The organism is Pseudomonas sp. GW101-3H06 (assembly GCF_059424605.1).
Map to the genome: position 1 here is coordinate 6,214,330 of NZ_JBWKZO010000001.1, position 22,462 is coordinate 6,236,791.

At 60.5% G+C, this 22,462-nt stretch carries 20 protein-coding genes and 1 pseudogene; 8 read left to right on the forward strand and 13 right to left on the reverse strand.

The window, feature by feature from the left end:
- Positions 1 to 113: 113 nt before the first annotated feature.
- The 5 genes from AC07ZE_RS28680 to AC07ZE_RS28700 all read right to left on the reverse strand — a co-directional run bounded on the left by AC07ZE_RS28680 (position 114) and on the right by AC07ZE_RS28700 (position 5,357).
- The gene (locus AC07ZE_RS28680; RefSeq protein ID WP_207267689.1) at positions 114 to 1,082 is read right to left on the reverse strand and encodes a CDP-6-deoxy-delta-3,4-glucoseen reductase; all 969 of its coding nucleotides are present in this window, start codon (positions 1,080 to 1,082) and stop codon (positions 114 to 116) included.
- Complete coding sequence (gene ubiD, locus AC07ZE_RS28685) at positions 1,082 to 2,548, reverse strand: 4-hydroxy-3-polyprenylbenzoate decarboxylase (RefSeq protein WP_095196262.1); 1,467 nt, start codon at positions 2,546 to 2,548, stop codon at positions 1,082 to 1,084. Before ubiD ends, AC07ZE_RS28680 begins: the two co-directional genes overlap by 1 nt.
- Before the next feature lie 142 nt (positions 2,549 to 2,690).
- On the reverse strand, positions 2,691 to 3,950 hold the full coding sequence (gene rho, locus AC07ZE_RS28690) for a transcription termination factor Rho (RefSeq protein ID WP_003206716.1): 1,260 nt from the start codon (positions 3,948 to 3,950) through the stop codon (positions 2,691 to 2,693).
- A 248-nt stretch (positions 3,951 to 4,198) separates the two neighbouring features.
- The gene (trxA, locus tag AC07ZE_RS28695; protein ID WP_003206727.1) at positions 4,199 to 4,528 is read right to left on the reverse strand and encodes a thioredoxin TrxA; all 330 of its coding nucleotides are present in this window, start codon (positions 4,526 to 4,528) and stop codon (positions 4,199 to 4,201) included.
- A 121-nt stretch (positions 4,529 to 4,649) separates the two neighbouring features.
- Positions 4,650 to 5,357: a FadR/GntR family transcriptional regulator gene (locus AC07ZE_RS28700; RefSeq protein ID WP_095196261.1), complete on the reverse strand. Its 708-nt coding sequence runs from the start codon at positions 5,355 to 5,357 to the stop codon at positions 4,650 to 4,652.
- A gap of 256 nt (positions 5,358 to 5,613) precedes the next feature.
- Here AC07ZE_RS28700 and AC07ZE_RS28705 point away from each other — a divergent pair, with 256 nt between their 5' ends.
- From AC07ZE_RS28705 to ppx, 5 genes are all read left to right on the forward strand, one after another.
- Complete coding sequence (locus tag AC07ZE_RS28705) at positions 5,614 to 6,399, forward strand: transporter substrate-binding domain-containing protein (protein ID WP_207267690.1); 786 nt, start codon at positions 5,614 to 5,616, stop codon at positions 6,397 to 6,399.
- Positions 6,400 to 6,421: 22 nt separating this feature from the next.
- On the forward strand, positions 6,422 to 7,090 hold the full coding sequence (locus AC07ZE_RS28710; RefSeq protein ID WP_207267691.1) for an amino acid ABC transporter permease: 669 nt from the start codon (positions 6,422 to 6,424) through the stop codon (positions 7,088 to 7,090).
- Complete coding sequence (locus AC07ZE_RS28715; protein ID WP_207267692.1) at positions 7,087 to 7,737, forward strand: amino acid ABC transporter permease; 651 nt, start codon at positions 7,087 to 7,089, stop codon at positions 7,735 to 7,737. The genes AC07ZE_RS28710 and AC07ZE_RS28715 overlap by 4 nt, the downstream gene beginning before the upstream one ends.
- Positions 7,724 to 8,461, forward strand: a complete 738-nt coding sequence (locus AC07ZE_RS28720) for an amino acid ABC transporter ATP-binding protein (RefSeq protein ID WP_207267693.1) — start codon at positions 7,724 to 7,726, stop codon at positions 8,459 to 8,461. The genes AC07ZE_RS28715 and AC07ZE_RS28720 overlap by 14 nt, the downstream gene beginning before the upstream one ends.
- A gap of 173 nt (positions 8,462 to 8,634) precedes the next feature.
- The gene (ppx, locus tag AC07ZE_RS28725; protein WP_207267694.1) at positions 8,635 to 10,143 is read left to right on the forward strand and encodes an exopolyphosphatase; all 1,509 of its coding nucleotides are present in this window, start codon (positions 8,635 to 8,637) and stop codon (positions 10,141 to 10,143) included.
- Between the two features lie 87 nt (positions 10,144 to 10,230).
- Here the strand turns inward: ppx and ppk1 are convergent, their stop codons facing one another.
- Positions 10,231 to 12,453 carry a polyphosphate kinase 1 gene (gene ppk1, locus AC07ZE_RS28730; protein ID WP_207267695.1) on the reverse strand — a complete coding sequence of 741 codons (2,223 nt, stop codon included), beginning with the start codon at positions 12,451 to 12,453 and terminating at the stop codon, positions 10,231 to 10,233.
- 18 nt (positions 12,454 to 12,471) lie between these two features.
- A complete protein-coding gene (gene hemB / locus AC07ZE_RS28735; RefSeq protein ID WP_207267696.1) occupies positions 12,472 to 13,485 on the reverse strand; it encodes a porphobilinogen synthase in 1,014 nt (337 codons plus the stop codon).
- 207 nt (positions 13,486 to 13,692) lie between these two features.
- On the opposite strand from hemB, the gene AC07ZE_RS28740 reads away from it, so the two are divergent.
- Positions 13,693 to 14,325 (forward strand): DedA family protein, encoded by a 633-nt coding sequence (locus AC07ZE_RS28740; RefSeq protein WP_095196253.1) that lies wholly within the window; start codon positions 13,693 to 13,695, stop codon positions 14,323 to 14,325.
- Here AC07ZE_RS28740 and AC07ZE_RS28745 read toward each other — a convergent pair.
- Positions 14,306 to 15,541 carry a sterol desaturase family protein gene (locus AC07ZE_RS28745; protein ID WP_207267697.1) on the reverse strand — a complete coding sequence of 412 codons (1,236 nt, stop codon included), beginning with the start codon at positions 15,539 to 15,541 and terminating at the stop codon, positions 14,306 to 14,308. The two genes, AC07ZE_RS28740 and AC07ZE_RS28745, sit on opposite strands and share 20 nt — an antisense overlap.
- 115 nt (positions 15,542 to 15,656) lie before the next feature.
- On the opposite strand from AC07ZE_RS28745, the gene elbB reads away from it, so the two are divergent.
- Positions 15,657 to 16,325, forward strand: coding sequence for an isoprenoid biosynthesis glyoxalase ElbB (gene elbB, locus AC07ZE_RS28750; RefSeq protein ID WP_137807226.1), 669 nt, complete (start codon positions 15,657 to 15,659; stop codon positions 16,323 to 16,325).
- A gap of 55 nt (positions 16,326 to 16,380) precedes the next feature.
- On the opposite strand, the gene AC07ZE_RS28755 is transcribed toward elbB, so the two are convergent.
- Complete coding sequence (locus AC07ZE_RS28755; protein ID WP_137807225.1) at positions 16,381 to 16,836, reverse strand: YaiI/YqxD family protein; 456 nt, start codon at positions 16,834 to 16,836, stop codon at positions 16,381 to 16,383.
- 105 nt (positions 16,837 to 16,941) lie between these two features.
- Entirely contained in the window at positions 16,942 to 18,837 is a 1,896-nt protein-coding gene (locus AC07ZE_RS28760; protein ID WP_207267698.1) for an FTR1 family protein, read from the reverse strand.
- A gap of 135 nt (positions 18,838 to 18,972) precedes the next feature.
- On the opposite strand from AC07ZE_RS28760, the pseudogene AC07ZE_RS28765 reads away from it, so the two are divergent.
- Positions 18,973 to 19,107: pseudogene (locus AC07ZE_RS28765) on the forward strand (IS3 family transposase); the annotation flags it as partial.
- A gap of 45 nt (positions 19,108 to 19,152) precedes the next feature.
- Here the strand turns inward: AC07ZE_RS28765 and AC07ZE_RS28770 are convergent.
- The 3 genes from AC07ZE_RS28770 to AC07ZE_RS28780 all read right to left on the reverse strand — a co-directional run bounded on the left by AC07ZE_RS28770 (position 19,153) and on the right by AC07ZE_RS28780 (position 22,442).
- Positions 19,153 to 19,785, reverse strand: a complete 633-nt coding sequence (locus tag AC07ZE_RS28770) for a LysE family transporter (protein ID WP_207267699.1) — start codon at positions 19,783 to 19,785, stop codon at positions 19,153 to 19,155.
- A gap of 165 nt (positions 19,786 to 19,950) precedes the next feature.
- The gene (locus tag AC07ZE_RS28775) at positions 19,951 to 20,532 is read right to left on the reverse strand and encodes a mechanosensitive ion channel family protein (RefSeq protein WP_095196247.1); all 582 of its coding nucleotides are present in this window, start codon (positions 20,530 to 20,532) and stop codon (positions 19,951 to 19,953) included.
- Positions 20,532 to 22,442: an ATP-binding cassette domain-containing protein gene (locus AC07ZE_RS28780; protein WP_207267700.1), complete on the reverse strand. Its 1,911-nt coding sequence runs from the start codon at positions 22,440 to 22,442 to the stop codon at positions 20,532 to 20,534. Before AC07ZE_RS28780 ends, AC07ZE_RS28775 begins: the two co-directional genes overlap by 1 nt.
- Positions 22,443 to 22,462 lie beyond the last annotated feature (20 nt).

Genomic DNA, 22,462 nt, shown 5'->3' on the forward strand with positions numbered 1-22,462 from the left:
TGCCTTGGCAAGACTCTTAATTAATTACATGAATAACATATAACCTACCGATATTTATCTTATTTTATAAATACCGATAGGCTATATAGGGAGTTATAACAGATGAGCGCGGCTCAAGAGCGCGGCGCGTACGCAAACACATCGGCGCGCATCTGGTGCGCATCCATCCCCGCCTCGACCAGCGCATCCAGCGTGCCGTAGACCATCGCCGGCGAACCGCTGGCATACACGTGCAAGGCCTTGAGGTCGGTAAAGTCTTCGCATACCGCTTCATGCAACATGCCGCAACGCCCTTTCCAGACGCATTGATCGCTGACGACTTTGTGCAGGAACAAATTGGGCAGTTTCAGCCACTCATCCCAATGTTCGACTTCATAGAAGTCTTCAGGGCGACGCACGCCCCAATACAGATGAACCGGATGTTTGAAGCCGGTCGCGCGGCAATGTTCGATCAGGCCATGAATCTGGCCCATGCCGGTGCCCGCGGCGATCAACACCAATGGACCGTCCGGCAACTCGGCCAGGTGTGCATCACCGAACGGCATGTCGATTCGCACCAGGGTGTCTCGCTGCAGCTGCTTGATCAAATTTTGTGCACTGGCCTCGCGCGCCAGCACGTGTATTTCCAGGTCACGCCCGCCCGAAGGCGCCGAGGCCAGGGAAAAGGACGATTTTTCGCCGTTCTCCCGGTGGATCATCAGGTACTGTCCGGCGTGGTAGCGTGGCGGCTTGCCGGCCGGCGCCCGCAGCCGCACCCGCCAGGTATCACCACCGACCTCGGTGCAACTGGTGACCTGACACGACAGACTGCGCACCGGCAATTCTCCCAGCGCGAGCACGCCATCCCACAACACGATGCAGTCTTCCAGCGGCTCTGCTATGCAAGTGTAGAACTCGCCATGGTCACGCACATGCCCGGCCTGTTCGACACTGCCTTCGACCAGCAACGCGGCGCACACGTGGCAATTGCCGTTGCGACAGCTTTGCGGACATTCATAGCCCAGACGCCGTGCGCCATCGAGAATCCGCTCGCCGGGCAAGATATCCAGCACTGCTCCGGAGGGCTGCAAGGTTACACGCATCAATCTATTCCTAACTGATTCCAGATGGCATCGATCCGCTGGGTCACGGCGTCGTCCTTGACGATCACCCGACCCCATTCGCGCGTGGTTTCGCCGGGCCACTTATGCGTGGCATCGAGGCCCATCTTCGAGCCCAGGCCGGAGACCGGCGAGGCGAAGTCGAGGTAGTCGATCGGCGTGTTCTCGATCATTACCGTGTCGCGCTTGGGGTCCATGCGCGTGGTGATGGCCCAGATCACATCGTTCCAGTCCCGCGCGTTGATATCGTCATCAGTGACGATAACGAACTTGGTGTACATGAACTGTCGCAAAAACGACCAGACACCGAGCATTACCCGCTTGGCATGCCCCGGATACGACTTCTTCATGGTCACGACGGCCATACGGTACGAACAGCCTTCGGGCGGCAGGTAGAAGTCGGTGATTTCCGGAAACTGCTTCTGCAGGATGGGCACGAACACTTCGTTGAGCGCCACGCCGAGAATGGCCGGCTCATCCGGTGGTCGCCCCGTATAGGTGCTGTGATAAATCGGCTTGATGCGATGGGTAATGCGCTCGACCGTGAACACCGGGAAGCTGTCGACTTCATTGTAGTAACCGGTGTGGTCGCCGTACGGACCTTCATCGGCCATCTCGCCCGGGTGGATCACACCTTCAAGGATGATCTCGGCGGTGGCCGGTACTTGCAGGTCGTTGCCGCGACATTTCACCAGTTCGGTGCGATTACCACGCAGCAAACCGGCGAAGGCGTATTCGGAGAGGCTGTCCGGCACCGGGGTGACGGCCCCAAGAATGGTCGCGGGATCGGCACCCAGCGCCACGGAGACCGGGAACGGCTGGCCGGGATGCTTCTCGCACCACTCGCGGTAATCCAGCGCACCACCACGATGGCTCAGCCAGCGCATGATGACTTTGTTGCGGCCAATCACCTGCTGCCGGTAGATGCCCAGGTTCTGGCGGTCCTTGTTCGGCCCCTTGGTGACGGTCAGCCCCCAGGTGATCAGCGGCGCGACGTCGCCCGGCCAGCAGGTCTGCACCGGCAACTTCGCCAAATCGACGTCGTCGCCTTCGATGACTACTTCCTGACAGATCGCGTCTTTGACGACTTTGGGCGCCATCGAGATGATCTTGCGGAAGATCGGCAGCTTGGACCAGGCGTCTTTGAGGCCCTTCGGCGGCTCGGGCTCCTTGAGGAACGCCAGCAACTTGCCGATCTCGCGCAGCTCGCTGACCGCTTCGGCGCCCATGCCCAATGCAACACGCTCGGGGGTACCGAACAGGTTGCCGAGAACGGGGATGTCAAAACCGGTGGGTTTCTCGAAAAGCAGGGCCGGACCCTTGGCGCGCAAGGTGCGATCGCAGACCTCGGTCATTTCGAGTACTGGGGACACCGGAACCTGGATGCGCTTGAGTTCACCGCGCTTTTCCAGCCCGCTGATAAAGTCGCGCAAGTCGCGATACTGCATGCGTGAGCCTCGTGTTGGCCGTGGCGTTCGGGGGCAGGCAGTTTAGCGCCGAACCCCGCGGTTCAGAACAACGAACTGCCAGATCATCAAAATTCAGATAGCAAAAAGCCGGGTTTCCCCGGCTTCTGGCTGGACTATCGACTTACTTGCGCTTCATCGACAGGAAGAACTCATCGTTGGTCTTGGTCGTTTTCAGCTTGTCGACCAGGAATTCGATGGCAGCGACTTCGTCCATCGGGTGCAGCAGCTTGCGCAGAATCCACATGCGCTGCAACTCGTCGTCGGCAGTCAGCAACTCTTCACGGCGGGTGCCGGAACGGTTGATGTTGATGGCCGGGAAGACGCGTTTTTCAGCGATGCGGCGATCCAGAGGCAGCTCCATGTTGCCGGTGCCTTTGAATTCCTCGTAGATCACTTCGTCCATCTTCGAGCCGGTTTCAACCAGCGCGGTGGCGATAATGGTCAGCGAGCCGCCTTCTTCGATGTTCCGCGCTGCGCCGAAGAAACGCTTCGGTTTTTCCAGGGCGTGGGCATCGACACCACCGGTCAGTACCTTGCCGGAGCTCGGGATCACGGTGTTGTAGGCACGGGCCAGACGGGTGATGGAGTCGAGCAGGATCACCACGTCCTTCTTGTGTTCAACCAGGCGCTTGGCCTTCTCGATCACCATTTCGGCAACCTGCACGTGGCGGGTTGGCGGCTCGTCGAACGTCGAGGCAACCACTTCGCCGCGCACGGTGCGCTGCATTTCGGTTACTTCTTCCGGACGCTCGTCGATCAGCAGCACGATCAGATGAACTTCAGGGTTGTTACGCGCAATGTTCGCGGCGATGTTCTGCAGCATGATCGTCTTGCCCGCTTTCGGCGGTGCAACGATCAGACCGCGCTGGCCTTTGCCGATCGGGGCGCACAGGTCGATCACTCGACCGGTCAAGTCTTCGGTGGAACCGTTGCCGGCTTCCATCTTCATGCGCACGGTCGGGAACAGCGGGGTCAGGTTCTCGAAGAGAATCTTGTTTTTCGCGTTTTCCGGACGGTCGAAGTTGATTGTGTCGACCTTGAGCAGCGCGAAATAACGCTCGCCTTCCTTTGGAGGGCGGATCTTGCCAACGATGGTGTCACCGGTGCGCAAGTTGAAGCGGCGGATCTGGCTCGGCGAGACGTAGATATCGTCCGGGCCGGCGAGATAGGAAGCGTCAGCGGAGCGCAGGAAGCCGAAGCCGTCCTGGAGAATCTCCAGCACGCCATCACCGGAGATTTCCTCGCCGCTTTTCGCGTGCTTCTTGAGCAGGGAGAAAATCACGTCCTGCTTGCGCGAACGGGCCATATTTTCTATGCCCATCTGTTCGGCCAATTCGAGCAGTTCGGTAATCGGCTTTTGCTTGAGTTCAGTCAGATTCATATAGGAATGACGTAATCATTTATGGAGGGGGGAAATTAAGCTTTTGGCTTAATGAGGCCGCGCCGCGGAGAAGGCGACAGGATCGCGTACTTATTCGAAAAGGAGAGCGTCGGCGACGGCTAGCAGGGGGCAATGGAGAAACCAGTGCGGGGCCGAATGTATCACCTGAGTTTCGGAGCGTCTAGCCCTCAATAACGAAAAGGCCCCGCTAATTGCGGGGCCTTTTGGTTGACAGGTTACAACGACGCTTAGATGTTGGCGTCGAGGAACGCCGCCAGTTGCGACTTCGACAGTGCGCCGACCTTGGTCGCTTCAACGTTGCCGTTCTTGAACAGCATCAGGGTCGGGATACCACGCACGCCATGCTTGGCCGGGGTTTCCTGGTTTTCGTCGATGTTCAGTTTGGCAACGGTCAGCTTGCCTTTGTAGGTCTCGGCAATCTCGTCCAGAACAGGAGCGATCATTTTGCAAGGGCCGCACCACTCAGCCCAGTAGTCGACCAGTACAGCGCCTTCAGCCTTGAGTACGTCGGCCTCGAAGCTAGCGTCGCTAACGTGTTTGATAAGATCGCTGCTCATGGAATTCTCCAGGGTTGTAAGCAAAAAAACGTGGCCCATCATAGCTGCCCTTCCCGTGTTCAGGAAGCCGCAGTTGATTGAGTCTCGCTATGGTGGTCCATGAGTTTGGGTATAGCCCAGGTCACGCCGTGGCGGGAGCGACGAAGGCGATTCCAGTGCGCAGCGCCGCATTGCGTACGTGTTCGTGCATGGCCTTCTGCGCAGCGCCAGAGGCCCGGCGAGCCAGTGCGCGAAGGATTTTGCGGTGTTCCTGCCATGTTTCCATGGCCCTTTCAGCCCGGATGAACGGTAGCTTCTGGCTTTCCAGGAAGATGTCGGCGCTGGCGGTCAGGATGCTCAGCATCGCCTGATTGCCGCTGGCCAGCAAAATGCGCCGGTGGAATTCGAAGTCCAGGCGCGCCGCGGCTTCGAAGTCGCCAGCCTTCAGTTCGCCACGCATGGCGGCGACATTGTCTTCCAGCGCATCGAGCTCATCGGTGCTCAACGTCACGGCAGCCAACCCCGCGGCAAACCCCTCCAGTGCATAGCGCAACTGGAAAATATCCAACGGCGACGCCTGCGCCGCGAACGGCCAACCGGGTGTCGCCTCGCCTCGCGGCAGATCCACCGGCGACTGCACGAAAACACCTTTGCCCGGCTGGATGCTGATGACGCCCAGCGCACTGAGCGACGACAACGCCTCGCGCAACGACGCCCGACTGACCCCCAATTGCAGCGCCAGGTCCCGTTGCGAGGGCAAGGCATCGCCCGGGCCGAAGCCTTGCTCGGTGATCAGCTTGCGGATGGCTTGCAGCGCCACTTCAGGTACGGCGCGGGAGATCGAGTTCATGGTTTTCCAGACGAGCCAGGCCAATGTGCGGTCAGTTGTAAAGCTATTCGCGGCGTCCGGCAAGTCGTGCCCCATGGGGGTTCGGTGGTCGCTGTCGATGCGCTATCGAAGTGCGAAATTAGACCTGACTGTTCAGACCAGTAAGACCGAACAAAGCCTTTGAAACCGGGGCCTGCCGAGCTCTTTCCCACAGATTGGCATGGCCCGTGCTCTGTCGAATCGCAGAAATCACTCCTCGCCGATTCGGAGATTTGCCATGACCCAGCGTTACAGCGCCCTCCTCGCTGCCCTGTTTGCCAGCCTGATGCTGAGCCAGGCACCCGCCCACGCCGACGGTCTGGAGGATGTGGTCAACCGCGGCGTCCTCAAGGTCGCCGTGCCTCAGGATTTCCCGCCCTTCGGTTCGGTCGGCCCGGACATGAAGCCCCGCGGCCTGGACATCGATACCGCGAAACTGCTGGCTGACCAGCTCAAGGTCAAACTTGAACTGACCCCGGTCAACAGCACCAACCGCATCCCGTTCCTCACCACCGGCAAGGTCGACCTGGTGATCTCCAGCCTGGGCAAGAACCCCGAGCGGGAAAAAGTCATCGACTTCTCCCGGGCCTACGCTCCGTTCTACCTCGCCGTGTTCGGCCCGCCAGACGCCGACGTAAAAAGCCTGGACGACCTCAAGGGCAAAACCATCAGCGTCACTCGCGGCGCCATCGAAGACATTGAGCTGACCAAGGTCGCCCCCGAGGGCGTAACCATCAAGCGCTTCGAAGACAACAACTCGACTATCGCCGCTTACCTGGCCGGCCAGGTTGATCTGATCGCCAGCGGCAACGTGGTGATGGTCGCGATCAGCGAGAAAAGCCCCAAACGCGTGCCGGCGCTGAAAGTGAAGCTCAAGGATTCGCCGGTCTACGTGGGCGTGAACAAGAACGAGCCGGCGTTGCTGGACAAGGTCAACCAGATCCTCGTCAGCGCCAAAAGCGATGGCGCGCTGGAGAAAAATGCCCTGACCTGGTTGAAAGAACCGCTGCCGGCCGACCTTTGATTCGGCGCGCTGGAGACACGCTATGGCTTATCAGTTCGATTTCTTGCCCGTGGTGCACAATACCGACCTGCTGTTGCGCGGAGCGCTGTTCACCCTTGAGCTGACGGCCATCGGCGCAGTGCTGGGGGTGGGCCTGGGCATCGTCGGGGCGCTGGTGCGGGCGTGGAACATTCGCCCGTTCGCCGGAGTTTTCGCGGTGTACGTGGAATTGATCCGCAACACACCGTTTCTGGTGCAGTTGTTTTTCATCTTTTTCGGCCTGCCGTCCCTGGGCGTGCAGATCTCCGAATGGCAGGCAGCGGTGCTGGCAATGGTGATCAACCTGGGGGCTTATTCCACAGAAATCATCCGCGCCGGCATTCAGGCGATCCCCCGAGGCCAACTGGAGGCCGCCGCGGCTTTGGCGATGACGCGCTTCGAAGCCTTCCGCCATGTGGTGCTGCTGCCCGCGCTGGGCAAGGTCTGGCCGGCCCTGAGCAGCCAGATCATCATCGTCATGCTCGGCTCGGCGGTGTGTTCGCAGATCGCCACCGAAGAGTTGAGCTTCGCCGCCAACTTCATTCAATCGCGCAACTTCCGCGCCTTTGAAACCTACGCCCTGACCACACTGCTCTACCTGTGCATGGCCCTGCTTATCCGCCAATTGCTGAACTGGATCGGCCAGCGTTTCATAGCGAGGAGCAGCCGATGAGCGATTTCACCTTCTGGGACATCGTGCGCAATTTGCTCACGGGCTTGCAGTGGACGCTGGCGCTGTCGTTGGTGGCATTCATCGGCGGCGGGCTGATCGGTTTGCTGATCATGGTCATGCGCATCTCGAAAAAATCCCTGCCTCGCAGCTTCGCGCGCACTTACATCGAACTGTTCCAGGGCACTCCGCTGTTGATGCAGTTGTTCCTGGTGTTCTTCGGCGTGGCGCTGGCCGGGATGGAGATTTCGCCGTGGATGGCGGCGGCGATCGCTTTGACGCTGTTCACCAGCGCATATCTGGCGGAGATCTGGCGCGGTTGCGTCGAGTCGATCCCCAACGGCCAGTGGGAGGCCTCGTCGAGCCTGGCGCTGAACCCGCTGGAGCAACTGCGCTACGTGATCCTGCCGCAGGCCTTGCGTATCGCGGTGGCGCCGACCGTAGGATTCTCGGTGCAAGTGGTCAAAGGCACCGCCGTGACCTCGATCATCGGCTTCACCGAATTGACCAAGACCGGCGGCATGCTCGCCAACGCGACGTTCGAACCCTTCATGGTCTACGGCCTCGTGGCCCTCGGTTACTTCCTGCTCTGTTACCCCCTATCCCTCAGTGCGCGCTACCTGGAAAGGAGACTGCATGCCTCTGCTTAGAATTTCCGCCCTGCATAAGTACTACGGCGATCATCATGTGCTCAAAGGCATCGACCTGAGCGTCGAGGAAGGCCAGGTGGTAGCGATCATCGGACGAAGCGGCTCGGGCAAGTCGACCTTGCTGCGCACGCTCAACGGCCTGGAATCGATCAACGACGGCGTCATCGAGGTCGACGGCGAATACCTCGATGCCGCCCGCGCCGACCTGCGCAGCCTGCGGCAGAAAGTCGGGATGGTGTTCCAGCAGTTCAATCTGTTCCCGCACCTGACGGTGGGCGAGAACGTGATGCTCGCGCCACAAGTGGTGCAGAAAGTCCCGAAAGCCCAGGCCGCCGAACGGGCACGGCAGATGCTGGAGCGGGTTGGCCTGGGCGAGAAGTTCGATGCCTTCCCCGACCGATTGTCCGGTGGGCAGCAACAGCGCGTGGCGATTGCCCGGGCCCTGGCAATGTCGCCGAAAGTGTTGCTGTGCGATGAAATCACCTCGGCCCTGGACCCGGAACTGGTCAACGAAGTGCTGAGCGTGGTGCGGCAACTGGCCAAGGAAGGTATGACATTGATCATGGTCACCCATGAAATGCGCTTTGCCCGGGAGGTTGGGGATAAGTTGGTGTTCATGCATCAAGGGCTGGTGCATGAGGTGGGGGATCCGAAAGTGTTGTTTGCCAACCCGCAGACGACGGAGTTGGCGAACTTCATTGGGACAGTGGAAGCGGCTGTCTGAAAGATCTTCAGTGGCTGTAAGGCCGCCTTCGCGGGCAAGCCCGCGAAGAGGCCAGCGTCAGCACCGCAAATCTGCCCCGCGGTAAAAGATCGCACCTTCGGCAGCTCCTACGCGTTGGCGCCAGCCTTTGATCGTGGCACGATGTCGAGGTTAACGACCGAGACCCCCTGACCATGCCGCAATCCCAAGCCAAGAATCTGTCCCTGATCGCCGCAATCGACCTGGGCTCCAACAGCTTTCACATGGTCGTGGCCAAGGCCCAGAACGGTGAAATCCGTATTCTCGAGCGTCTCGGGGAGAAGGTTCAGCTGGCCGCCGGCATCAACGAAGAGCGCCAGCTCAGCGAAGAATCCATGCAGCGCGGGCTCGATTGCCTGAAGCGCTTCGCCCAACTGATCAACGGTATGCCCCTGGGCGCCGTGCGGATCGTCGGCACCAACGCCCTGCGTGAAGCCCGCAACCGCGCCGAATTCATCCGCCGCGCCGAAGAAATCCTCGGCCACCCGGTCGAAGTCATCTCCGGTCGAGAAGAAGCGCGCCTGATCTACCTCGGTGTGTCCCACACCCTCGCCGACACCCCTGGCAAGCGCCTGGTGGCCGACATTGGCGGCGGCAGTACCGAGTTCATCATCGGCCAGCGCTTTGAACCACTGCTGCGCGAAAGCCTGCAAATGGGCTGCGTGAGCTTCACCCAACGCTACTTCAAGGACGGCAAGATCACCCCGGCACGCTATGCCCAGGCATACACGGCGGCCCGCCTGGAGATCATGAGCATCGAACACGCCCTGCACCGCCTGACCTGGGATGAAGCCATCGGCTCCTCGGGCACCATTCGCGCCATCGGTCTGGCGCTGAAGGCTGGCGGTCATGGTGCCGGCGAAGTGAATGCCGAAGGGCTGGCCTGGCTCAAGCGCAAGCTGATCAAACTTGGCGATGTCGAAAAAATCGACTTCGAAGGCATCAAGCCTGACCGCCGGGCGATTTTCCCGGCGGGCCTGGCGATTCTCGAAGCCATCTTCGACGCCCTCGAACTGCAACGCATGGACCACTGCGAAGGTGCACTGCGCGAAGGCGTGCTCTACGACCTGCTGGGCCGCCATCACCATGAAGACGTGCGTGAACGCACCCTCAGCTCGCTGATGGAGCGTTACCACGTCGACCTGGAACAAGCCGCCCGGGTGGAACGCAAAGCCCTGCATGCCTTCGATCAGGTGGCCAAGGATTGGGATCTGGAAGATGAAGACGGTGTCTGGCGCGAACGTCTGGGCTGGGCGGCCAAGGTCCATGAAGTGGGCCTGGACATCGCTCACTATCAGTACCACAAGCACGGCGCCTACCTGATCGAGCACTCGGACCTCGCCGGCTTCTCCCGTGAAGACCAGCTGATGCTCGCGCTGCTTGTGCGTGGCCACCGCCGCAACATTCCCAAGGACAAGTTCGCCGAATTCGACGAAGACGGCATCAAGCTGATTCGCCTGTGCGTGTTGCTGCGCTTCGCGATCCTGTTCCACCACATCCGCGGCACCCAGCAAATGCCCCAGGTGGAACTGAACGCCCATGGCAACAGCCTGGAAGTGGTGTTCCCGGAAAACTGGCTGGACGAGAACCAACTGACCCAGGCCGACTTCGCCAACGAAGCGGAATGGCTCACTCGTGTCGATATCGTGCTGAACGTGCGCTGAAACTGAAAAAGGCCTTCTGCGGAAGGCCTTTTTTGTGCGTGCGATTCATGAGGGAGCGAGCCTGCTTGCTCCCTCAGGTTCCTGGCGTCAGCGAACGGTGAGGATCGGACTACCCAACCGCTCCAGCAAAGTAGCCTGGGCACTGCGCGGGTTCTGGTTGCCGGTCGGCGTGTTGCGGATGTAGCGACCGTCTGACTGCAAGGTCCAGCTGTGGGTGTTATCGGTGAGATACAGCTCCAGCTCCTTCTTGACCCGCATGATCAGCTTCTTGCCTTCCACCGGGAAGCAAGTCTCGACGCGTTTGTCGAGGTTGCGCTCCATCCAGTCGGCGCTGGAAAGGAACATCTGCTCCTCGCCGCCATTGAGGAAGTAGAAGACCCGAGTGTGTTCCAGGAAGCGACCGATGATCGAGCGCACATGGATGTTGTGGGAAACCCCGGCAATGCCCGGCCGCAGGCAGCACATGCCACGCACCACGAGGTCAATGCGCACGCCTGACTGACTGGCCTTGTACAACGCACGAATGATCTTCGGATCGGTCAGCGAGTTGAATTTGGCAATGATGTGCGCCGGCTTGCCGTCGAGGGCGAACTGGGTCTCGCGGGCAATCATGTCGAGCATGCCCTTCTTCAGGGTGAACGGCGCGTGCAGCAGCTTTTTCATGCGCAGCGTCTTGCCCATGCCGATCAACTGGCTGAACAGTTTGCCGACGTCTTCGCACAAGGCGTCATCGGACGTCAGCAGGCTGTAGTCGGTGTACAGACGGGCGTTGCCGGCGTGGTAGTTGCCTGTGCCCAAATGCGCGTACCGCACAATCTCACCGGCCTCGCGACGCAGGATCAGCATCATCTTGGCGTGGGTCTTGAAGCCGACCACGCCGTAGATCACCACTGCACCGGCCGCTTGCAGACGGCTGGCCAGTTGCAGGTTGGACTCCTCATCGAACCGCGCGCGCAATTCGATCACCGCGGTGACTTCCTTGCCGTTTCGCGCCGCATCCACCAGCGCATCGACGATTTCCGAGTTGGCGCCGGAGCGGTACAGGGTCTGGCGCACCGCCAGAACGTGTGGGTCCTTGGCGGCCTGGCGCAGCAGGTCGACCACCGGGGTGAACGACTCGAATGGGTGCAGCAGCAGGATGTCCTGCTTGCTGATCACGCTGAAAATGTTTTCGCTGTTCTGTAGCAGTTTCGGGATCTGCGGGGTGAACGGCGTGTATTGCAGCTCGCGCTGGCTGTCCAGGCCGGTGATGCTGAACAGCCGCGTCAGGTTCACCGGGCCGTTGACCTGATACAGCTCGGTCTCGCTCAGGTTGAATTGCTTGAGCAGATAATCCGACAGGTGCTTCGGGCACGTGTCGGCCACTTCCAGACGCACCGCGTCGCCATAGCGACGGGAGAACAACTCGCCGCGCAGGGCGCGGGCCAGGTCTTCGACGTCCTCGGAATCCAGCGCCAGGTCGGCGTTTCGGGTCAGGCGGAACTGGTAGCAGCCTTTTACCTTCATGCCCTGGAACAGGTCGTCGGCGTGAGCATGGATCATCGACGACAGGAACACGTAGTTGTCGCCAGCGCCGCCGACTTCTTCCGGCACTTTGATGATCCGCGGCAGCAAGCGCGGCGCCGGGATAATCGCCAGACCGGAATCGCGACCGAAGGCATCGATGCCCTCGAGCTCGACGATGAAGTTCAGGCTCTTGTTCACCAGCAGCGGGAACGGGTGCGTCGGGTCCAGGCCGATCGGGGTGATGATCGGGGCGATTTCATCGCGGAAATACCGGCGGACCCAGGTTTTGAGCTTGGTCGTCCAATGGCGGCGACGGATGAAGCGGACCTGATGTTTTTCCAGCTCCGGCAACAGAATATCGTTGAGGATCGCGTATTGACGGTCAACGTGACCGTGCACCAATTCGCTGATGCGGGCCAGTGCCTGGTGCGGTTGCAGGCCATCGGCGCCGGCCTGTTCGCGGGCGAAGGTGATCTGCTTCTTGAGGCCGGCGACACGAATCTCGAAGAACTCGTCCAGGTTGCTGGAGAAAATCAGCAGGAACTTCAAGCGTTCCAGCAACGGGTAGGACTCGTCCAGTGCCTGTTCCAGCACGCGGATGTTGAACTGCAGTTGCGAGAGCTCGCGATGGATGTACAGGCTGCTGTCATCCAGGCCGGGAATGGCAATCGCCGGCGCCGCCAGCGCGGGTTCGGTCACCACCGCGGGTGGAGCAGGCTCCAGCTCCGGCGGGGTTTCGACGACTTGCTCGACCACGGGTTGAGCGTCTTGTACGGCAACTTCAGTGAGTCCTTCGGTATTCATCGAATGTTCCTGGGAGGGCTATTTCTGCTCTCGTAACAATTGAGCTGCACGAACGGCAAAGTAGGTCAGGATGCCATCAGCGCCTGCACGTTTAAAAGCGGTCAGGGATTCGAGGATAACCCCTTCGCTCAACCAGCCATTCTGGATCGCCGCCATGTGCATGGCGTATTCGCCGCTGACTTGATAAACAAAAGTCGGCACTTTGAATTCTTCTTTGACCCGGCAGAGGATGTCCAGATACGGCATGCCTGGCTTGACCATGACCATGTCCGCACCTTCTGACAAGTCAGCCGCCACTTCGTGCAAGGCTTCGTTGCTGTTGGCCGGGTCCATCTGATAGGAGGCCTTGTTGGCCTTGCCCAGGTTCAGTGCCGAACCGACCGCATCGCGGAACGGGCCGTAATAGGCACTGGCGTACTTCGCCGAGTAAGCCATGATCCGCACGTTGACGTGACCGGCCAATTCGAGGGCTTCACGGATCGCCTGGATGCGGCCATCCATCATGTCCGACGGCGCAACGACCTGAGCGCCGGCTTCGGCATGGGACAGGGCTTGTTTGACCAGCGCGTCGACGGTGATGTCGTTCTGCACATAGCCTTCTTCGTCGAGAATGCCGTCCTGTCCGTGGGTGGTGAACGGGTCCAGCGCGACGTCGGTGATCACCCCCAGCTCAGGAAACTGCGCGCGCAGGGCACGGGTGGCACGCTGGGCAATACCCTCGGGGTTCCAGGCTTCGGCGGCGTCCAGCGACTTGAGCTCCGGCGGCGTGACCGGGAACAGCGCCAGCGCCGGAATCCCCAGCTCGACCCACTTGGCCGCTTCTTCCAGCAACAGATCGATGGTCAGGCGTTCGACACCCGGCATCGAAGCCACCGCTTCACGGCGGTTTTCACCGTCGAGCACGAAAACCGGCAGGATCAGGTCATCGACAGTCAACACATTTTCACGGACCAGCCGACGCGAGAAATCGTCACGACGGTTGCGACGCAGACGGGTTGCAGGGAACAAACGGTGGGCAGGGGTAAAACTCACGGCAGACTCCTGAGCCCGCGCAGACGGGCGAGCGTGACAGTTATAAGCGGCCATTATGACGAACACATTACAGTTGTGCGCACCCTGTGACACGTAGCCGCATTCCATTGTCCTTGTAGGAAATGTTCACGTCGAGACACATTTGGACACTTTCCTGAATGTGTACGAAGGGTTAGGCTGCGCGTTCATTTCGCCAGCACCCAGACAATGCTCCAACAATTTCTGCATGACTTCGGCTATTTTGCCCTGTTTCTCGGCACGTTCTTCGAAGGCGAAACCATTCTGGTGCTCGCAGGCTTCCTCGCGTTCCGTGGATACATGGACATCAACCTGGTGGTGGTCGTGGCGTTCTTCGGCAGTTATGCCGGCGATCAGCTGTGGTACTTCCTGGGACGCAAGCACGGGCGCAAGCTGCTGGCGCGCAAACCCCGCTGGCAACTGATGGGTGATCGGGCGCTGGAACATATCCGCAAGCACCCGGACATCTGGGTCTTGAGCTTCCGCTTTGTCTATGGCCTGCGTACGGTAATGCCGGTGGCGATCGGTCTGTCAGGCTATCCACCGGGCCGTTATCTGCTGCTCAACGGCATTGGCGCGGCGATCTGGGCCACTGCGCTGGCCGCGGCGGCCTACCACTTCGGCGCGGTACTCGAAGGCATGCTCGGCAGCATCAAGAAGTACGAACTGTGGGTGCTCGGCGGCCTGCTGGTCCTGGGCCTGGGCCTGTGGCTTCGCCGACGCTTCAAGAATGCGCGTCTGGCCAAACAGGTCTATGCCGATGAACAGGCCCTGAAAGCTGAACGCGCCAGTACTGGCGATCCTAAGACGCCAGCCGAGTAAAACGGTTTCTACAGCAATAGAGACCGATAGCACTGAGCAGGCTGTAACTGAGCAGGCCGACCCAGCCCACCGCGCTGGCCGGCCATAGCCCCACCACCGGCGCCAGCCACACCAGCGGCACATTCGCCGCCAGTCGCAGCAGCTCCAGCTTCAACGCCCACGGGCGATTCTCCAGGGCCACGCCCAGCACGAACAAACCCAGCGCCAACGCGCCCCAGCCCAGCACCAGCGCGGAAGTCGACAGCTGTGGTTCCAGATTCATCAAGTAGCTGCCCAGCGCGATGTAAACGCAGAACTGCAACGCCACGTACCACAGCTGACGGCCATCCAGTGGTACCTCGAATTTGCGGAACTGACTCAAGTCCGGTTTGCTCATCGGGTACTTGGCCGCCACATCCGCCGGTCGCCAGCCGGTGCGCATGAACCAGATCCGCAGCTTGTCCCAGGTGCTTTCGGCACGCCGCGCATCCGCCCACAACTGCGCGTAGAACTGCACGTTCGCCCATAACGGATTCCAGCTTGCCAGTGGGGTGGTCACGCCGAAAATCACTGGCTCGTTGTCGTCCTCTTCCTGGAACGAGCCGAACAGACGGTCCCAAATAATGAACACCCCGCCGTAGTTGCGATCCATGTAGAGAGCGTTCTGTGCGTGGTGGGCCCGATGATTGGATGGCGTGACAAAGAACCACTCGAACCAGCCGAGCTTGGGAATGTGCCGGGTATGCACCCAGAACTGGTACAGCAGGTTCAGCGCGGCGACACTGATGAACACCGCCAATGGCACGCCGGCCACGGCCATCGGCAGGTAGAAGATCCAGCTCAACAGAAACCCGGTGCTGGTCTGGCGCAGGGCGGTGGAAAGGTTGTAATCCTCGCTCTGGTGATGCACCAAATGCGCGGCCCAGAGGATGTTGCGCTCGTGGCCCATGCGGTGCAGCCAGTAGTAGCAAAAATCATAAAAGACAAAGGCGAACAGCCAGACCCACACACTATCAGCCGAGAGCTCGAACAGCGCCAGGTGCTTGAGGGCAAAAGCGTAGGTCACCAGACCCACCCCTTTGGTCAGCAGGCCCGTGGTGGTCGACAACACCCCGGTGCTGATGCTGTTGATCGCATCCGCCACCCGATAGTTGCTGACCCCGCGCCAGCGGTCGGCCAGCAGCTCGACGGCAATCAGCACAAAGAAAAACGGCACCGCATACAAAATGAAGTCCATGACGCGCCCTGATCGGAATCTGTAGGACAGATCCTATGTTTAGCCGCGAATTAACCCTATGGCAACGAGTGACAAATTAGTGGACATTTAACGCCATGAATCTGGAGAAAAGCCCATGAGCAAAAAAGTTGCAGTGATCCTTTCCGGTTGTGGTGTGTACGACGGCGCCGAGATCTACGAAAGCGTGATTACCCTGCTGCGCCTGGACCAGCGCGGCGCGCAGGTGCAGTGTTTCGCACCGAATATCGCGCAGCTGCATGTGATCAATCACCTGACCGGCGAAGAAATGCCCGAGTCGCGCAACGTGTTGGTGGAGTCGGCGCGCATTGCCCGCGGCGAGATCAAGGACATCCGCGAAGCTGACGCTGAAGAATTCGATGCCCTGATCATTCCCGGCGGTTTCGGATCGGCCAAGAACCTCTCCAACTTCGCCGTCGAAGGCACCGGCTGCACCGTGCAACCGGATGTCCTGGCCTTGACCGAAGCCTTTGCCGAGGCCGGCAAACCGGTTGGCCTGATCTGCATCTCGCCGGCCCTGGCGGCGAAGATCTACGGTCCGGGCGTGACCTGCACCATCGGTAATGACGCCGACACTGCAGCTGCGTTGAACAAGATGGGCGCCACTCACAAAGAGTGTGGGGTGAGCGACATCGTCGAAGACAAGGCGCGCAAACTGGTGAGCACCCCGGCGTATATGCTGGCTCAATCGATCAGTGAAGCCGCGTCAGGCATCAATAAACTGGTCGACCGCGTACTCGAATTGACCCACGAAAACGACGCCTGACACTAATCTAATGTGGGAGCGAGCAAACCCGCTCCCACAGGGTTCTTGGCATAGCTCAGGGTTTGCGGTTCAGCCTGGTCAAAATCCGATCCAGCGCATTGGCAAACGCCTGCTTCTCACGCTCGCCAAACGGCGCCGGTCCGCCACTCATCTGCCCTTGTTCTCGCAAGTCGGTGAACAGGTTGCGCACCGCCAGCCGGTCGCCCATGTTCTGCGCATCGAACTCCTTGCCCCGGGGATCCAACGCCGCAACGCCCTTTTTCACCAGGCGGTCGGCCAGCGGCACATCGCTGCAGATCACCAACTCACCGGGCACGGCGTGTTCCACCAGGTAGTCGTCGGCGGCATCCGGTCCGCTCGGCACCACGATCAGCTTTACCAGCGCCAGGCCCGGTTTGCTCTGCGGCTGGCCGGCCACCAGCACCACTTCGAACTGGCGCTTGAGGGCGAATTTCACCACCAGATCCTTGGCCGCCCGGGGGCAGGCGTCGGCATCGATCCAGACACGCATCAGGTCTTCCTCTCTAAAAAGCTTCGCAAGCAGGCTCGTCCCCACAAGTTATACACAATCCCGTGGGAGCGAGCCTGCTCGCGAATGTGAGCGAAGCGAATGCTGTTAAGCCGTCACCCGCTGCTTCTCGGCCACACGACTGCGGCCATACAGCACAATGATCGCAAGGATCGCCACCGCCTGAGCACTCAGCGAATAAGCATCCGCATGTATCCCCAGCCAGTCGAAATCAAAGAACGGCACCGGTCGTGTTCCGAAGATCCCGGCTTCCTGCAGCGCCTTCACGCCATGCCCGGCGAACACCACCGACAATGCGCACAGCAGACCGGCGTTGATGCTGAAGAACAACGTCAACGGCAGTTTCGCCGAGCCGCGCAGGATCACCCACGCCAACCCCACCAACAGCACCAGCGCCGTCGCACCGCCGGCCAGCACCGCGTCGTGGCCCGCAGGACCAGCCTGCAACCACAGAGTCTCGTAGAACAGAATCACTTCAAACAGCTCGCGATACACCGAGAAGAACGCCAGGATCGCAAAACCGAAACGCCCACCGCCGCCCACCAGGCTGCTCTTGATGTAATCCTGCCAGGCCGCGGCATGGCGACGGTCGTGCATCCACACGCCCAGCCACAGCACCATGACGCTGGCGAACAACGCCGTCGCGCCTTCCAGCAATTCACGCTGAGAACCACTGACGTCGATTACATAGGCTGCCAACGCCCAGGTCCCCAGGCCGGCCAACAGCGCCAGGCCCCAACCGACGTTGACACTGCGCACCGCCGATTGCTGGCCGGTGTTGCGCAGGAAGGCGAGGATCGCCGCCAGCACCAGAATCGCTTCCAGCCCTTCGCGCAACAGAATCAACAGGCCGGAAATGTAGCTCAGGGACCAGCTCAAACCATCGCTGCCCAACAGACTGGCAGAGGTCTTCAATTTAACCTTGGCCGCCTCCAGACGCTGCTCGACCTGCTCCAGCGGCAAACCGTCCTGCAACGACTGACGGTAGGCCATCAGTGACTTTTCCGTGTCCTTGCGCACGTTGGCGTCAACGTTATCCAGAGAGCTTTCGACCAGTTCGAAGCCTTCCAGGTACGCCGCCACCGACAAGTCATACGCCTGATCGTGGTCACCGGCACGGTAGGCTGCAACGCTCTTGTCCAGGGTCGCCGCTGTGTAGTCGAGCAACTGCGCCGGGCCACGCTTGACCTGTGGCGGCTGCGCCCGTTGCGCGCGGAAGGTCGCCGCGGCTTGTGGGCCATCGGCGGCCTGTACTTCGGCCGGAGTCTGACGGGCCAGATCGGCAATGTTGTAGACCTTGTCGTTGCTGGCGGTCGCCGGATCGGCGCTGAAGCTGGCGATGTAAGTGGCCAGGTCCCAACGCTGGCGATCGTCCAGTTGATCGGCGAAGGCTGGCATGTCGGTGCCTTCAACTCCGAGGCCCAGGGTGTTGTAGATCGCGTAGAGGCTCAAGTGATCCAGGCGCGCGTGATCGCGCAGGTTGGCCGGAGGCGGTGTCAGTCCGACGCCCGCCGGGCCATCACCCGCCCCGGCATCGCCGTGGCACACTGAACAGTGCTGTGCGTACAGCGGTGCGCCCCGGGTCGGGTCCGGGGTAATGATCGGCGCCTGGCTGACTTCATAGGCCACGGCCAGTTTTGCACCCAGTTGCCGCGCCTGACGGGCAACATCTACGCCATCCTGACGCGCAGCGATCGCATTGCGCAGCGTGTTGATGCCCTTTTCCAGACCGGCCTTCTCAGGGTTGGCCGGCATGGCGGCCACCATGCCTTGCAGCGCCTGGACGAATTCCAGCTGCTCGCGGTACTCGGACTCGTTGACGACCTTGCCTGCTTGCACCGCTTGCGGGTAATCCGCGCCGATATAGTCGAGTAAATGCAGGGCTTGCGGAGCGCCTTCCACCGTGTCGGCCAGCAGCTTGAAACTGCATAAGGCAAAGACAGGCACCATCAGCCAGGCCAGGAATCGGGACGGGGCAATCATGAATGAATCTCAATTGGAAACACGAAGTAACATATTGTTCACTCCCAATGACTTTCACTCAAGCTTTGTTGTGGATTGCGTATCACTCCCGCCTTCCAGGCGAACCACTAAAGCGCCAGTGGATCATCGAATGACGAGTTATCACTGCATCGTCCCAAGGATTTTGATGCCACCCGGAGGGTGGACGAGTCGGTGCAGATCTATAACAACGAGCAACCGCATCTGTCGCTGAAATACAAAACGCCCGATGCGGCGCATCGGGCGTTTTGAGAGTGACACAGGTACAAACCTGTTTCAGGATCAGACACTGAAGGTTTACACCGCGGCTTTGCGCAGGGTCGCCATGAAGGCCGCCGCGCCAATGAACAGCCCGGCAAACGTGCGGTTCATGCGTTTTTGCTGCTTGGGCGTACGCAACAGTCGCAGCACCTTGGAGGCCAGCCCGGTGTAGCCGGCCATAACGATCAGATCGACGAAGATCATGGTCACGCCGATGATTACATACTGGATCAGCAGGGGGGCGTGCGGGTCGATGAACTGCGGCAACACCGCAAGCATGAAGATCAGGGCCTTCGGGTTGCTGATGTTCACCAGAAAGCCACGGAAAACCAGGGCTATCGGCTTGCCGATCTGGCGGATGGCCGCGTCATCGCTCATGTCGCTGGGCAGCGCTCGCCATTGCTTGATCGCAAGATAGACCAGGTACGCCACACCGAACCATTTGATTGCATAGAAAGCGGTGGCCGACGCCGTGAGAATCGCCCCCACACCGGCACCGACAATGGCAATTTGTACTGCTAGGCCCAATTGCAGGCCCAACGCGTTCCAGTAACCACGCCAGAAACCGTATTGCAGACCGCTGGACATCGACGCAATGGCGCCGGCGCCAGGAGACAAACTGATCACCCAACAGGCGGCAAAGAACGCCAGCCATGTTTGAAGCTCCATTGGACACCTCGACTCAGACTCGTGACAGACATCTAAGCTAATGCGGCTTTGGGCGGATGACTATCATTTTTTTTGCCGGATGTTGCGGTTGCCGAGCAATGCTGCCGGCTTGAGGGTCTCTTCGCGAGCAGGCTCGCGAAAGCGGTGTGCCAGACGCCAGAAGGCTTACTTTTCGAACCCGCTCGAAGGAAACACATCAGTTCCACGCCAACGCCGCACCGAGCGCTGGAAGAACAGACTGTTAGGCACTTGCACCATGGCACTGCCGGTCCCGAGCTCTTCGGCCTCGATCAGCGTGGTGTACAGCAGGTTGATCGCCACGACCCGGCCTTTCACGCCAGGCTTGTCGGTGGTGTCCACCAATTCGACCACATCGCCGAGGCGGAACGGGCCGACGGTAAAAATCAGGATCGCGCAGAGCAAATTGGAGAGCACGCTCCACATGGCGAAAAACGCCACCGCAGCGACCGCGACAAACCCGGATAATGCCGTCCAGAGCACCGTGGCTGACACTCCGAGGCGTTCCAGCACGAAAATCAGCGCGCTGCCCATGATCAGCCAACGCAGACCGCCGCGCAGCGGCATCAGCAATTGCGGCGGAAACGGGTAGCGCTCGCCCAGTCGGGTCAGGCACTTGGCGACAAAACGCTGGGCTATGTAACCGGCCAGCAGAATCAGCAGGATTTGCACGCCGAGCCAGATCGGCTCGGCCCACATCGGCGGCAGCGGCAACTTGAAGGCGTCCATCAGGACAGCGCCTCCAACTCCGCCTGCATGCTTTCCAGCAGTTCCAGGGCTTGCATCCAGGCCTCTTCCAGTTCTGCCTCACGCACCTTCAACCTGGCCTGTTCGGCCAGCAGATCACGCAACTCGTTCTTGCGCGCCGGTTCGTAGATATCGCTGTCGCCGAGGCTGACATCGATTTTCGCCAGCTTCTCGTGCAGCTTGCCCAGTTCGGCCTCAAGCTTTTCCGCTTCGCGCTTGTGGGGAGCCAGTTGCTGGCGCAGAGCAGCCGCAGCCTGGCGCTGGGCCTTCTTGTCGGTCTTGTCCGGGTTGACCGGGGTGTTGCTGACCGGCGCATTGCGCTGACGGTAGTCCACCAGCCAACGGGTGTAGTCTTCGAGGTCGCCGTCGAACTCTTCGACCTTGCCGTCCGCCACCAGGAAGAAGTTATCGGTGGTGCTTTTGAGCAGGTGACGGTCGTGGGAGACCACCAGAACCGCACCGCTGAACTCCTGCAGGGCCATGGTCAACGCCAGGCGCATTTCCAGGTCCAGGTGGTTGGTCGGCTCGTCGAGCAGCAACAGGTTCGGTCGGTCCCAGGCGATCAACGCCAGCGCCAGTCGCGCCTTCTCGCCACCGGAGAAATTCAACACCGGTTCGTCGATCCGCGCACCACGGAAGTCGAAACCGCCGAGGAAGTCGCGCAAGGTCTGTTCGCGCTCGGTCGGCGCCAGTCGCTGCAAGTGCAGCAGCGGACTGGCCTTAGCATCCAGGGAGTCGAGCTGATGCTGGGCGAAGTAGCCCACCACGGTGTTCTCGCCACGGGTCAAACGGCCCGCCAGCGGCTCCAGCTCACCCGCAAGGTTCTTGATCAGGGTCGATTTACCGGCACCGTTGGGACCGAGCAACCCGATTCGCGCGCCGGGGGTCAGTTGCAGCTTGACCTTCTCCAACACGGTTTTATCGCCGTAGCCCAGGCGGGCATCGGACAGGTCAATCAACGGGCTGGAAATTTTCTGCGATTCGCGAAAGACGAAATCGAACGGCGAATCGACGTGGGCCGCGGTCAGTTCTTCCATCCGCTCCAGCGCCTTGATCCGGCTCTGGGCCTGACGGGCCTTGGTTGCCTGGGCCTTGAAGCGGGCGATGTAGCTTTCCATGTGCGCACGTTGCGCCTGCTGCTTCTCGTAGGCTTGCTGTTGCTGGGCCAGGCGTTCGGCGCGGGCACGCTCGAAAGCACTGTAGCCACCGCGATACAGGGTAATCTTGCGCTGATCGACGTGGGCCACGTGATCGACCACGGCATCGAGGAAGTCGCGATCGTGGGAGATCAGCATCAAGGTGCCGGGATAGCTCTTGAGCCATTCTTCGAGCCAGATGATGGCGTCGAGGTCCAAGTGGTTGGTCGGCTCATCGAGCAGCAGCAGGTCGGAGGGACACATCAAGGCTTGCGCCAGGTTCAGACGCATCCGCCAGCCACCGGAGAAATCTCCGACCTGGCGATCCATTTGCTCGTTGGTGAACCCCAGGCCGGCCAGCAGCTTGCGCGCACGAGCGTCAGCAGTATAGCCATCGGCGCTATCGAGCTCCGAGTGCAGACGGGCTTGTGCGGCACCGTCATGGGCCGCTTCGGCAGCCGCCAGGTCGCGTTGCACCTGACGCAGGCGCAGGTCGCCATCGAGCACGTAGTCGACCGCCAGGCGTTCGAGGGTGTCGACCTCCTGGCGCATGTGGGCGATACGCCAGTCGGCCGGCAGGAAGCAGTCGCCCGAATCCGGGTGCAGTTCACCCCGAAGCAAGGCGAACAGGCTCGATTTGCCGGCACCGTTGGCACCGATAAGGCCGGCTTTCTGGCCGGCGTGCAGGGTCAGCTCGGCGTCTTCTAGCAGACGTTGCGGGCCACGCTGTAAAGTCAGGTTCTGAAGTCGAATCATAATGGCGGCGGAGTCTACCA